The sequence below is a fragment of the Pseudomonas sp. NFACC37-1 genome, from assembly GCF_900101575.1.
Classification (GTDB): Bacteria; Pseudomonadota; Gammaproteobacteria; order Pseudomonadales; family Pseudomonadaceae; genus Aquipseudomonas; species Aquipseudomonas fluorescens_AA.
Window position 1 is genome coordinate 419,950 of sequence record NZ_FMUZ01000001.1, and the last position, 12,522, is coordinate 432,471.

Annotated in this window: 12 protein-coding genes; 5 read left to right on the forward strand and 7 right to left on the reverse strand. The window is 62.4% G+C overall.

Annotated features, from left to right (window positions below; all coding sequences use genetic code 11):
* Positions 1 to 25: 25 nt before the first annotated feature.
* Entirely contained in the window at positions 26 to 742 is a 717-nt protein-coding gene (locus tag BLP82_RS01795) for a helix-turn-helix transcriptional regulator (protein ID WP_092164822.1), read from the reverse strand.
* Between the two features lie 303 nt (positions 743 to 1,045).
* On the opposite strand from BLP82_RS01795, the gene BLP82_RS01800 reads away from it, so the two are divergent.
* Positions 1,046 to 1,516: an LEA/WHy family protein gene (locus BLP82_RS01800; protein ID WP_092164830.1), complete on the forward strand. Its 471-nt coding sequence runs from the start codon at positions 1,046 to 1,048 to the stop codon at positions 1,514 to 1,516.
* Between the two features lies 1 nt (position 1,517).
* Here the strand turns inward: BLP82_RS01800 and BLP82_RS01805 are convergent, their stop codons facing one another.
* Positions 1,518 to 2,441 carry a carbon-nitrogen hydrolase family protein gene (locus tag BLP82_RS01805; protein WP_092165021.1) on the reverse strand — a complete coding sequence of 308 codons (924 nt, stop codon included), beginning with the start codon at positions 2,439 to 2,441 and terminating at the stop codon, positions 1,518 to 1,520.
* Positions 2,442 to 2,526: 85 nt separating this feature from the next.
* Here BLP82_RS01805 and BLP82_RS01810 point away from each other — a divergent pair, with 85 nt between their 5' ends.
* On the forward strand, positions 2,527 to 3,435 hold the full coding sequence (locus BLP82_RS01810; protein WP_092165023.1) for a LysR family transcriptional regulator: 909 nt from the start codon (positions 2,527 to 2,529) through the stop codon (positions 3,433 to 3,435).
* A gap of 3 nt (positions 3,436 to 3,438) precedes the next feature.
* On the opposite strand, the gene BLP82_RS01815 is transcribed toward BLP82_RS01810, so the two are convergent.
* The gene (locus BLP82_RS01815) at positions 3,439 to 3,693 is read right to left on the reverse strand and encodes a hypothetical protein (protein ID WP_003181187.1); all 255 of its coding nucleotides are present in this window, start codon (positions 3,691 to 3,693) and stop codon (positions 3,439 to 3,441) included.
* A gap of 162 nt (positions 3,694 to 3,855) precedes the next feature.
* Between BLP82_RS01815 and BLP82_RS01820 the strand changes: the two genes are divergently transcribed.
* Positions 3,856 to 4,173, forward strand: coding sequence for an ElaB/YgaM/YqjD family protein (locus BLP82_RS01820; protein ID WP_092164831.1), 318 nt, complete (start codon positions 3,856 to 3,858; stop codon positions 4,171 to 4,173).
* A gap of 132 nt (positions 4,174 to 4,305) precedes the next feature.
* Here BLP82_RS01820 and BLP82_RS01825 read toward each other — a convergent pair whose 3' ends face one another.
* The 3 genes from BLP82_RS01825 to BLP82_RS01835 all read right to left on the reverse strand — a co-directional run bounded on the left by BLP82_RS01825 (position 4,306) and on the right by BLP82_RS01835 (position 8,709).
* A complete protein-coding gene (locus BLP82_RS01825) occupies positions 4,306 to 6,183 on the reverse strand; it encodes a feruloyl-CoA synthase (RefSeq protein WP_092165025.1) in 1,878 nt (625 codons plus the stop codon).
* A 141-nt stretch (positions 6,184 to 6,324) separates the two neighbouring features.
* A complete protein-coding gene (locus tag BLP82_RS01830) occupies positions 6,325 to 7,773 on the reverse strand; it encodes an aldehyde dehydrogenase (protein ID WP_092164832.1) in 1,449 nt (482 codons plus the stop codon).
* Positions 7,774 to 7,878: 105 nt separating this feature from the next.
* The gene (locus BLP82_RS01835; RefSeq protein ID WP_003202420.1) at positions 7,879 to 8,709 is read right to left on the reverse strand and encodes a p-hydroxycinnamoyl CoA hydratase/lyase; all 831 of its coding nucleotides are present in this window, start codon (positions 8,707 to 8,709) and stop codon (positions 7,879 to 7,881) included.
* 213 nt (positions 8,710 to 8,922) lie between these two features.
* Here BLP82_RS01835 and BLP82_RS01840 point away from each other — a divergent pair, with 213 nt between their 5' ends.
* The gene (locus tag BLP82_RS01840; protein ID WP_092164833.1) at positions 8,923 to 9,408 is read left to right on the forward strand and encodes a MarR family winged helix-turn-helix transcriptional regulator; all 486 of its coding nucleotides are present in this window, start codon (positions 8,923 to 8,925) and stop codon (positions 9,406 to 9,408) included.
* A gap of 237 nt (positions 9,409 to 9,645) precedes the next feature.
* Here BLP82_RS01840 and BLP82_RS01845 read toward each other — a convergent pair whose 3' ends face one another.
* A complete protein-coding gene (locus BLP82_RS01845; protein ID WP_092164834.1) occupies positions 9,646 to 10,953 on the reverse strand; it encodes an OprD family porin in 1,308 nt (435 codons plus the stop codon).
* Between the two features lie 312 nt (positions 10,954 to 11,265).
* On the opposite strand from BLP82_RS01845, the gene mhpT reads away from it, so the two are divergent.
* On the forward strand, positions 11,266 to 12,489 hold the full coding sequence (gene mhpT / locus BLP82_RS01850; RefSeq protein WP_092164835.1) for a 3-(3-hydroxy-phenyl)propionate transporter MhpT: 1,224 nt from the start codon (positions 11,266 to 11,268) through the stop codon (positions 12,487 to 12,489).
* Positions 12,490 to 12,522 lie beyond the last annotated feature (33 nt).

The following is a 12,522-nucleotide window of genomic DNA, read 5'->3' on the forward strand; positions in this document are numbered from 1 at the left end:
GGCACCATGCTAGAACAGCGTTGTGTCAGTTTTTGTCAGGAGTAAAACGCCCGGTTTCGTCCAACTTCATCAACGCAAACCAGTCCCGCAACAAATCGCTGCGCCGGCCCGGATACCGCTCGCCCTGCTCGGTGGCCGAGGCAATCCGGTCGGTGCGAAAGGTCCGGTAGGCACCGCGTAATTCGCACCAGGCCACCACCACTCGCGCCTCATTGAAAAAGCCCAGGGCCAGCGGCCAGATCAGGCGTTGGCTCGGGGTCTTGTTCACGTCGGCGTAGTCGATGTGCAGCTTGGCCTGGGCACGAATGGCCTGGCGGTAGACATTCAGTTCCACGGTGTTCTGCGGATAACCATAACCCGGCGGGCCCGGCAGGACCGTAGGGTTGCGCAACGCATCCCGCACATCAGGGGCCAGCACCGCGGCAACCTTCGCCAGGGCGTCGGCGGCCGCCTTGCCCAGCACCTCATCGGCGCGCTGATCCACATAGCGCAAGCCCAGCACAATGGCTTCGATTTCATCGGCGGTGAACATCAGTGGCGGCAGGAACAGGCCACTGCGCAATACATAACCAACGCCCGCCTCGCCCTGGATCGGCGCGCCGAGGGCCGTGAGTTCGGCAATGTCGCGGTACAAGGTACGCTCGGATACATTCAGTTCACCCGCCAACGTCGCAGCGGTGACCGGGCAACGCTTGCCCCGCAAGACTTGCAGCAAAGTGAGCAGCCGAGTGGTACGCGACACAATGGACTGTCCGCAAAGAAAAAGATGACGCAGATTAGCAGAGGCTGGTGTCAGAAACTGTCAGGAGCCACACGCCGACGATCGCCCGGCAATCTACCGGAACCGGACTTTGTGGCGAGGGGATTTATCCCCGCTGGGGCGCGAAGCGGCCCCCAAAAGAGATGATTCAACCGATCCGACGGGTTGGATTCAGATTTTTGGGACTGCTTCGCAGTCCAGCGGGGATAAATCCCCTCGCCACAAGCACCTGTGGGGTATCGTGCTCAATCGCTTCCGGTTTTTTCATTCTTTGAGAGTCAATCCATGCGCAGAATCCTCGGCCTTTCCGTATTCCTGATCCTGCTCAGCCTTAGCGCCTGCGCCCTCTTCCCGCACCGTGACCCGCTTAACATCAACGTGGTCGGCATCGAACCGCTGCCCAACCAGGGCCTGGAAGTGCGCTTCGCCGTGAAGCTGCGCGTGCAGAACCCCAACGAAACCGCCATCGACTACAACGGCGTGGCGCTGGACCTGGAGGTCAACGGCCGTACGCTGGCGACAGGGGTCAGTGACCAGGCCGGCTCGATCCCGCGCTTTTCCGAAGCGATCCTGAGCGTCCCGGTGAGCATTTCGGCGTTTTCCGTACTGCGCCAGACCCTGGGCCTGAGCCAGACCCAAAGCCTGGACAACCTGCCCTATGTGCTCAAGGGCAAACTCGCCGGCGGCGCGTTCGGCACCATGCGCTTCGTCGACCGCGGGACCCTCGAACTGCCAGGCTCCGCGGCGACGTGGTGAATCACGCCGTGAAGCGCACGCCTGGCTTGGCGCGCTCGTCCACCACCAGTTCGAACACATCCGGCCTGGCGTAGTGCCCGACCACGTCATAGTCGTAGCGCGCGCGAACCAGGTCATCGGTATCGATTTCGGCGGTCAGTAGCCCGGCAGTGTCTTTCAGCGGCCCGGCGAGCACATCGCCCATGGGCCCGACAATCACGCTGCCACCGGCAATCAGCGGCCGCTCGGCCGGCCAGTGCGCGACCTCGATACCCAGCGCCTGCGGCGAGGCCTGGACCTGACAGGCACTGACCACAAAACAACGCCCTTCGTGAGCGATATGCCGCATGGTCACCTGCCACATCTCCCGCTCATCCACCGTGGGCGCACACCAGACCTCCACCCCCTTGGCGTACATCGCGGTGCGCAGCAGCGGCATCATGTTTTCCCAGCACACCGCCGCGCCGACCCGGCCAACCTGGCTGTCGATCACCGGCAAGGTCGAACCATCGCCTTTGCCCCAGATCAGCCGTTCGGTACCGGTGGGCATCAACTTGCGGTGCCGGGCCACCAGGCCCGCATCGGGTTCGAAATACAGCGCGGTACAGTACAGGGTGCTGCCGACCCGCTCGATGACGCCCAGCACCAGGCTCGCTCCCGTACGCGCCGACAGCCCGGCCAACGCTTCGGTTTCTACGCCGGGTACATCAACGGCATTGGAAAAATAGCGAGCGAACGCTTCACGCCCCTCCGGCAGCCGGTAACCCAGTTGCGTCCCGAACCCCTCGCCCTTGGGATAGCCACCGAGCAACGCTTCAGGCATCACCACCAGGCGTGCACCGGCCTGGCGAATGGCGTCTTCGTAGGAAAGGATCTGCGCCAGGGTCTCGCCCTTGCCGCCAGGCAACGAGCCGATCTGCAGGGCAGCCACAATGGATTTGGGCATGGTTTTCAACTCCGTGATCATCAGGTGTTGCTGATTCTCAAGGAGCGACCGATCATGAATAAAGCCCCGAATGCTGCTAAATGATATGAGCCCCATGAATATCGCCGACATCGACCTCAATCTGCTCAAGACTTTCGAAGCCTTGCATGACGAATCCAGCGCCAGCCGCGCCGCCCTGCGCCTGGGCGTGACCCAGTCGGCCATCAGCGCCGCATTGCGCAGGCTCCGCGGGTTGTATGACGATCAATTATTCGTGCGCACGGGTCGGGGGCTGGCGCCGACGCTGCGGGCCAACCAGCTGAAACCGGTGATCAGCGAAGCCCTGGACAAATGTCGCCAGAGCCTGGCGATGGTCGACCCGGATGCCAGCCATTATGACGGCCGCTCGGTGATCGTCGGCCTGTCGGACGATTTCGAGATTGCCCATGGGCGGCGCCTGATCGACGAAGTGGCCCGACGTGCGCCGGGCCTGCGCTTGATTTTCCGTCAGACCCACAGCCAGATCGTCGGCCGGGCCTTGATGGAGCGCGATCTCGACCTGGCGATCACGGCGGGTGGTTTCGCGCAGCGGCTGCTCAGCCGCCAGGTATTGGGTGAAGGCGATTACGCCTGCCTGTTGGACGCGGCGAGCCTGACGCACGGCCAGCAATCCCTCAGCCTGGAGGCGTTCGTGGCCCGCGAGCATCTGCTGGTATCTTCGGGGGGCTTCATCGGCATCACCGACGAAGGACTGGCCGGGCTTGGCCTGAGTCGGCGAGTCTGTGCCTCGACCACCCACTTTGCCGCGCTGCCATTCCTGCTCAAGGGCAGCCAGGCCGTAGCGACGATTCCGGCCCATGCTGCCCGGGCCATTGCCGACCTCAGCGGCCTGGCCTTGCTGCCCTGCCCCCTGGCCTTGCCCCGCTACCCCATCGAACTGGGCTGGCGGACCCACACGCAAATGGATCCGGCAATGCTCAAGGTGCGCGAGGCCATTACCGCGACGTTTGCCTGAGGTTTACTTGTTGGCGGCCATCAGTCGATTGACTTCACTGCGCACCATGTTGGCGTATTCCGGCGGCGACATGCCGTCCAGTTCGGCACGCACCCACTCGGCCCACTTGCCCTTGCGCTTGGAGCGCTCGCCAAACAGGCGGGCAGCATCGCCCTTGGCCTTGCCCAGGTTGTTTTGCCACAGTTCAAAGAGTCGGGATTTTTCGTCTTCCAGCGCGGCGCGCTCGGCCAGGGGCTTGTCAGCCAGATTGAAGCTCATGGGAATTACCTGTTGCGTAAATAGGCGCCATCTTACACCTTGCAGGGAAACGTCTTAACCACGATTTGCGATGGACTGCCCCGCCGAGGCCAAGCGCTGCAACTTTTTAACCGGCGCGGCACTCCATTGTTCAATGCCATCATCCACACAAGGAGTATTTCCATGGCCCGTAAAGGCACCGTGCAAGCGAACGGAGAGCAAATCAAGGATCAGGCCTTCAGCGAATTGACGGCGCTGATTGAAGAATCGGAAAAGCTGCTCAAAAGCAGTGCCTCGCTGGTGGGAGAAGAGGCCGAAGACCTGCGAGGCCAGATAGCCCAGAAACTGCAACAGGCGCGCGACTCGGTCACCAGCGCCCGGGAGCGTACCCGTCCCATGGTCGATGCCACTGAGGTCTATATTGGCGGCCACCCCTGGCAGACCGTGGCGATTTCAGCGGGGTTCGGGCTGGTGGTGGGTTTGCTGCTGGGCCGGCGTTAAACAATAGCAACCAGCCCCCGGACCTGATGTGGGAGCGAGCTGGCTCGCGATGACGGTGTGCCAGGCAACGTCTCTGCTGCTGAACCACCGCCATCGCGAGCAAGCTCGCTCCCACAAGGACTTTTGATTGCCTCAAGCGGCGGGGCCCGCCCGCAGGATCGACGCATCCTCCCCGCGGTACAACGCCTCCACCTTCCCCGCCCGCCACTGCAACACCGCCCGTTGGTTGATCGACCCCTTGTCGGTGATTTCACCACGGTCGATGGACGCCGGTTCATCGAGCAAGGCGATCCACTCCATGCGACTGGCGTTGCCGCTGGCTTCGCGGTTCAGGCGTTGCAGCCAGTCGGCGAACCATTGGCGTACCGGCGGACTGGCGAGGACCTGGGCGTCGCTGGCATCCGCGCCCAGGCCTGACAGGCGCCGGCATTCAGCAAGTCGTGGAAACACCAGCGCACCCAGGCACTCGCGATCCGGTGCGGTGATCACCAGGTCCTGGACGTAGGGTGTACCTTCCAGCACCGCCCGGTTACGCAGCGGCCCGACGCTGACGAAGACACCGGAAGACAATTTGAAGTCCTCGGCAATCCGCCCGTCGAACATCAGCCCCAGTTGCGGATTGCTGGCATCGGCCAGTTTGATCGCATCCCCCGAGCAATAGAAACCGTCCTCGTCGAACACTTCGGCGGTCTGCTGCGGCGAACGCCAGTAGCCAGGCATGATGTGCGGCCCGCGAAAACGTCCTTCGAGCTTGCCGTCCACCGGCACCAGCCGGACCTCGCAGCCGGGCGCCGGAAGACCGATGTAACCGGCCATGGACAAGGGCCCGGTGGTGAAGGTGCAGGACGGCGACGCTTCGGTCATGCCCAGGCCCGCCATCATGCGGATACGTTCGCCACAATGCTGCTCGGCGACCTTGTCGAGCCGGTCCCAGGTACTTTGGGACAAGCCCGCCGCGGCAAAGAAGAACAGGCTGATGCGTTTGAAGAAACGCTCGCGCAACTCACCGTCCTGCTCCAAGGCGCTGACCAATTCTTCCCAGCCCTTGGGCACGGTCAGGTAGGCGGTGGGCGAAATTTCCTTGAGATTGCGCAGGGTCTCGGCGAAGCCCTGGGCGGTGGGTTTGCCATCGTCCAGGTAGAACGTGCCGCCGTTGTACAGCACGATGCCGACGTTGTGGCTGCCGCCGAACGTATGGTTCCACGGCAGCCAGTCCACCAGCACCGGCGGCGCCTCGCCGAACACCGGAAAGGTTTGCAGCAACATCTGCTGATTGGCGCACAGCATACGCTGGGTGGTGATCACGGCCTTGGGCAGCTTGGTGGAGCCCGAGGTAAACAGGAACTTGGCGATGCTGTCCGGGCCGGTGGCGGCGAACGCCTGCTCGGCCTCCGCGCCGCCGGGTTGGACCAACAGGCTGGCGAAGCTTGTCCTGGAGCGGCCCGCCATCTCGCCGCGCACCGTGACCAAGGGAACGTTCGCCGGCAATACGGCATTGATCGCTCGTTCGAACGGGGCGGCTTCGCTGACAAACACCAACCCCGGCTGCAACAGGTCGCAGACATGGCGCAGCTTGGCGAAATCCTGGGACAGCAATGAATAAGCCGGCGACACCGGGCAATAGGGAATGCCGGCATACATCGCGCCGAGGGCCATTTGCAGGTGTTCGATGTCGTTGCCGGAGAGCAGCGCCAAGGGTTTTTCCGCTGACAAACCATAGCTGAGCAGGCTTTGGGCGATGGCCCGGACACTGTCGAGCATCTGCGCATAGCTGACCCGACGCCAGTCACCGCCCGCTTCACGGGCCGCGATGAACGTCTGCTGCGGGCGCACCTCGGCCCAGTGCACCAGGCGCTCGAGCAAACGCGCCGGCAGCGGGGCCAGGGGTTCCAGGGAGCGCATATGCAAAATGCCGCGCTCTTCCCGGACTTCGACGGCAGGATGACCAATCGACACCTGGCGATAACGCCCGGCCTCGGGTCGGGAGGACGATCTGGACTCGGAACTCACGTACATTTCCTCCACCAAGGCACGCTCGGGTCGCAATGCGAGCGGAGCGTGGCAGCGCGGGGCTGCGGCCTTGTCATTGTTATTCTGGCCTGCATCCGGGCGGCGGCTTTCGAGGCCCGGCCGCCCGAGATGCGATGGGTTTCAGATCGGGTAATGCCGGGGACCGTTCTGCAAGGTCACCCAGCGCAACTGGGTGAAATGCTCGATGGACGCCTTGCCGCCGAAGCTGCCGTAACCACTGGACTTGACCCCACCGAAGGGCATCTGCGCTTCGTCGTGCACGGTCGGCCCGTTGATATGGCAAATGCCCGACTCGACCCGCTGGGCCAAAGCCAACGCGCGGGTGGTGTCGCGGCTGAAGATGGCTGCCGACAGGCCGAACTCGGAATCGTTGGCCAGGCGCAACAGCGCTTCATCACCCTCACCGCGCAACAGCACCGCCACTGGCCCGAAGGACTCTTCGCGGTACAGGCGCATCTGCGCAGTGACACCGTCGAGCAAGGTCGGCTGCAGGATGCTGCCTTCCAACTGGCCACCGGTGACCAGCGTTGCGCCTTTGGCCAAGGCATCGTCGATCAGTCCCTTGATGCGCTGGCCGGCACTGGCATCGACCAACGAGCCCAGCACCGAATCGCCGGCCGCCGGATCACCGGCACGCAAGGTGGCGATCTTGGCGGTCAGCTTGGCGATGAACTCATCGGCCACGCGGGCATCGACGATCAGCCGCTCGGTGGACATGCAGATCTGGCCCTGGTTGAAGTAGGCCCCGAAGGCGGCCGCTTGCACGGCGGCGTCCAGGTCGGCGTCATCCAGCACCAGCAACGGCGCCTTGCCGCCCAGTTCCAGCAACGCTGGTTTGAGATGGCGCGCCGACAGTTCGCCGACAATGCGTCCGACGTGGGTCGAACCGGTGAAATTGACCCGGCGCACCGCCGGGTTGGCGATCAACCGTTCGACAATGGCCGGCGCATCCGCCGGTGCGTTACAGATCACGTTGACCACACCGTCACCCAGCCCGGCGTCCTGCAACACCTGGCCGATCAACCGGTGCACCGCCGGGCTTATCTCGGAAGCCTTGAGCACCACGGTGTTACCGCAGGCCAGGGGCATGGCGATGGCGCGAGTGGCGAGAATCACCGGGGCGTTCCAGGGCGCGATGCCCAGCACCACACCACAGGGCTGACGCAGGGCCATGGCGAAACTGCCTGGCACGTCGGAAGGAATGATTTCGCCGTTGATCTGGGTGGTCATGGACGCGGCTTCGCGCAGCATGTTAGCCGCCAGGTGCACATTGAAACCGTACCAGTTGGCCATGGCGCCAGTCTCGCCGGCCGCAGCGATAAACTCGCCACTTCGGGCCTGCAATTGCTCGGCTGCCCGCAACAGACGCGTGCGGCGTTCGTTGGGTGCCAGCGCGGCCCAGGCGGGGAACGCCGCTTGGGCCGCGGCCACGGCGGCATCGGCATCTTCCAGGGTGGCGGCGGCCACGCGAGACACCACCTCACCGGTCACCGGGTTGCAGCGCTCGAAGGTCCGGCCATCGCGGGCCGGGCACGACTGGCCGCCAATCAACAGGGGCACGTCCAGCATGGTGATTCCTCTTTATTGTCTTTATCGGGAACACGTTCACAGTAGCGCCGAGGGCCTTGGGCGAACAGCCCGCGGGCGCACGATGGCGCCCGCCGCGCAGTAGTCTCAGCGCTTGTAGGTCTGCAGGCCCGGCTTGATACTCTTGTCGTCCAGGAACTGCTTCATCCCCTGCTCGCGGCCACCCTCGGTATCGAGCAGGCGCGACTGGTCGAGCTTGGCGTACAGGTAATCTTCGTTCTGCTCCCAGGTCAGTTCGCGGCAGCGCTTGAAGCCATGCTTGGCCGCCCGCAGTACCACCGGGTTCTTTTCCAACAGGTTGCGGGCCAGTTCCACGGTGACTTCACGCAGCTGCGCCAAGGGCACGCTCTCATTGACCAGGCCCATTTCGGCGGCTTTTTGCCCACCGAAGGTCTTGCCGGTCATGATGTAGTACAGCGACTGGCGATGGCCCACGGTGTCGGCCATGGCCTTGCTGACGAGGTTGCCCGGCGGGATGCCCCAGTTGATTTCCGAGAGACCGAAGGTCGCTTCGTCGGCACAGATCGCCAGGTCGCACGCCACCAGCGGGCTGAAACCGCCACCGAAACACCAGCCATTGACCATGGCGATAGTTGGTTTGGCGTACATGCGCAGTAATTTCCACTGCCATTGCGAGGCTTCGCGACGGATTTTTTCCTGGAGGATTTCCGGCCCGGCATCCACTTCGCGAAAGTATTCCTTGAGGTCCATGCCCGCGGTCCAGGCATCACCGGCCCCGGTCAGCACCAGCACCCCTGCGGCCGGATCCTGCTCCAGGGTCTCGAGCACGTCGATCATCTCGCGGTTGAGGGTCGGGCTCATGGCGTTGCGTTTTTCCGGGCGATTGAGGGTGACCCAAGCGATGCCCTCCTCGATATCGACCTTGACGGTTTTCCAGCGACCTTCGTAATTGCTCATGATGCGTGCTCTCTTGTTCTTGGCTGAAGATGATCAAAAACTAAACTGGAAATTTAGTTATGTCAATTAACTATTAATCGGTTTATCTGTATTTTTCAGAGGCGAGATCGAAGGTTAAAAAATTCGAATATGCACAAGCCCGTAGCCAGGGCGCCGCAACCCCGGCAAACTGGATAGCCTTGTTAACCACTTACCTTGAGGACACTCACTTCGATGGCCAAGTCTTCCAAGCTTGCCGAACCCGCCGAGCCCCTGGTCGCCGGTACCGACGCACAGGTGCCGCTGGACTCCGCGTTGGACGACCTGATCGGTTACGCCCTGCGCCGCGCCCAGCTGAAACTGTTCCAGAACCTGATTGGCCGGCTCGCCGTCCACGATCTGCGGCCCGCCCAGTTCTCGGCCCTGGCAATCATCGACCAGAATCCCGGCCTGATGCAGGCCGACCTGGCCAAGGCCCTGGCGATCGAACCGCCGCAAGTGGTGCCGCTGCTCAATAAGCTGGAAAGCCGGGCCCTGGCGGTGCGCGTGCGCTGCAAGCCGGACAAGCGCTCCTATGGGATCTTCCTGAGCAAGACCGGCGAAACCCTGCTCAAGGAGCTCAAGCAAATCGCCGCCCAGAGCGACCTTGATTCCACCGCAGCCCTCTCGGGGACTGAGCGCGAAGAGTTGCTGCGGTTGTTGAAGAAGGTTTACCAATAAAGAACACCAAAGAACACCGCTCCCCTGTGGCGAGGGAGCTTGCTCGCGCCGGACTGCATCCGTAGAAGCTGTGTAGAAGCCATGTAGGAGCTGTCGAGTGCAACGAGGCTGCGATCTTTCCCCCGACACTTGAGTTTCAAGCGAAAGATCAAAAGATCGCAGGCTTCGTCAGCTCCTACAGAACCCAGCGGGAGCAAGCTCTCTCGCCACAAAAGTACTGCATGGCTCGTCAAGGCATCACCAGATCGGCACGCTGTACGTCACCAGGAACCGGGTCTGGTTCTCGTCGCGAAACGCCGCCGTACCCGGGAAGTTGTTGCGATAGATCGATTTGCGCGCCAGCAACCCGACGTTCTTCAATGGGCCGCCCTGGATCACATACCCCAACTCCATCTGGAACTCACGTTCCTTGCGATCCTCGGCATTGAGGGCCGCCAGCTCGATGTGATCGCCACGCACATAACGCAGTCGAGTCCTCAGGCCCGGCACACCCACGGCGGCGAAATCGTAGTCATGTATCGCCTGCCAGGTGCGCTCCTTGGCATTGAGGAAGTCCGAGCTCATGGTCATTTCACTCAAGCCCATCAACTCGGTGCCGGACACATAAGGCGTGGCCGTATCGCCACTGGCGTGCATGTAGCCCAGGCTCACGCGATGCCCGCCCAGGCGATAGCCGACCAGCGCCGAGACATTGCGGTTGTCCACCTTTCCGGCCTTGGCCGCACCGTCGTCGTCACTGAAAAAACTGCGCAGGTCGGTGGTCAGGACGCCATCGCCCAGGGGCAGGTTATGCAACAACGCCAGAGTGTTCTGCTGGTACAGATCCGCCACTTCGGCGTGGTAAGCCCGCAGGCTGAGGTCTTTGTTGACCTGGTAGTCACCGCCCACATACGCCATATGGGAAGAGGTCGCCGCGCCGTTGAACCGGCGGTTGGGCGAGGCGATGCTCATCGGCTGGTAATCGGTGGAATCGCGGCGAGCGATGCGATCGATATACCCGGTGTTCAACGTCAAACCGTCGAGATCCTTGGAACTGAGCGTCGTTCCGCGAAAGGTCTGCGGCAGCAGCCGCGACGGGCTGGCAAAGGCAAACGGCAGGAAGATCGATACATCGCCGGTCTTCACCGTGGTTTGAGCGAAACGCAATTTGCCGGTCACACCCAAGCGTGAATATTCATCCGCCGCGCGCTTGTCGCTGCTGGACACCGGCAACAGTTCAGTGCCGCTGCGATCCGGCGACGAGTCAAGCTTGATGCCCAGCAACCCCCTGACATCCAGGCCGAATCCGACCGTACCCGGGGTGAACCCCGACTCCATGTTCATGAACACACCCTGAGCCCATTCCCGGGCTGCGGTCTTGGCGCCGTCGTCCTTGTAGTCGCGGTCCATGTAGTAGTTGCGCAGGGTCAGCGTACCGTGGCTGTCGTCGATGAAACCTTCCGCCCACGATGCGGGAGAACCGAGGCTCAGCCCGAGACCGACCAGCAGAGGGACGAGAGATGAAACAGGGCGCGCCGTCAGCGTGCCCCGAGCAAGGTTTGGCATGTTCGGTGTCCATTTATTGTTGTTGTTTTGATCGGCCCAACCTTGGCGAGGGGGGCCTTGCGGACAAAGAATGGAAACCGCACGGGCGCTTCGTCAATCGCTAGTGTCCGATAATCGAACATTAATATAATTAACTAATTCACCAATTCATCCGTGAATTCTTGCCAAGCCTCTGATTTTCATACTGAACTGGCCACTTATGGAGGCCCTTCGGGCACCCTTCATTTTTTAGTTAGCTTTGTTAATCTTAAACGCACCCGCCGGTTTTCCTCCGAGCGGTGTCCCCTCACAAAAACAATAAGAGGATTTGCCATGGACCGTCCGGCGCGTCGTGCGACGCTGACCATTGCCTTGTGTTTCATTGTTGCGTTGATCGAGGGTTTCGACCTGCAGTCAGCCGGTACCGCCGCCGCAGGACTACGACAGACGTTTGCCCTTGACCCGAAAATGATGGGCTGGGTGTTCAGCGCCGGGATCATCGGGTTGCTGCCAGGCGCCTTCTTCGGTGGTTGGATCGCTGATCGCATCGGCCGCAAGAAAATCCTCATCGCCGCTGTCATGCTCTTCGGCGTGTTTTCCCTCAGCACCGCTTATGTCGAACACTTCTCCAGCCTGTTGCTGGTGCGCTTCATGACCGGCCTGGGCCTGGGCGCCGCCCTGCCCAACCTCATTGCCCTGTGTGCCGAAGCCGTGGGTGAGCAGCGCCGGGGTACGGCCATCAGCGTGATGTATGCGGGGGTGCCGTTGGGCGGTGCATTGGCCGCCGTGGTCGCCATGCTGTTTGGCGAGCACTGGCAGATGACGTTTTTCATCGGTGGGTTGGCGCCGTTGCTGGTGGTGCCGCTGATGCTCCTGTGGCTTCCCGAATCCAGTGCCTTTCGCCAGGCGCAGGATGGCGGCTCATCGCCAGGCTCCACTGCCCAGGCGCTGTTCGGTGAAGGGCGCGGCCGTACTACCTTGGCCCTGTGGTTGAGCTATTTCTTCACCCTGACGGTGATGTACATGTTGCTCAACTGGCTGCCATCGTTGTTGCTGGAACAGGGCTTCAGCAAACCCCAGGCTGGCCTCGTGCAGATGCTGTTCAACATCGGTGGCGCCCTTGGCTCGTTGCTGGGCGGCCTGTTGCTGGACCGCTGCAATGGCATCAAGGTGGTGCTGTTCGTCTATGCCGGCCTGCTGAGCGCCCTGGCCGGGGTCGGTTTGTCGGTCGGCATCGTGCCCATGGGCATCGCCGGGTTTGCTGCCGGGTTGTTCGTCATGGCCGCGCAATTGGTTCTCTATGCCTTGGCACCGCCCTCCTACCCTACGGCCGTGCGTGCGACGGGGGTTGGTGCTGCGGTGGCCATTGGGCGCCTGGGGTCGGTGGCCGGACCTCTGGCCGCCGGGCAGATCCTGGCGGCCGGGGGTGGGACCACTGCTGTATTGCTGGCGACTTCTCCTGGGCTGGTGATTGCGACGTTGGCTGTTCTCAGTGTGATACGCCATTCGGTGGGGCCACGATTGAGGGCTACGAATCCGGTTGTGGAGCATTCCTGAGTCACTGCGCATATCCGTTATCAGGTAACGGAT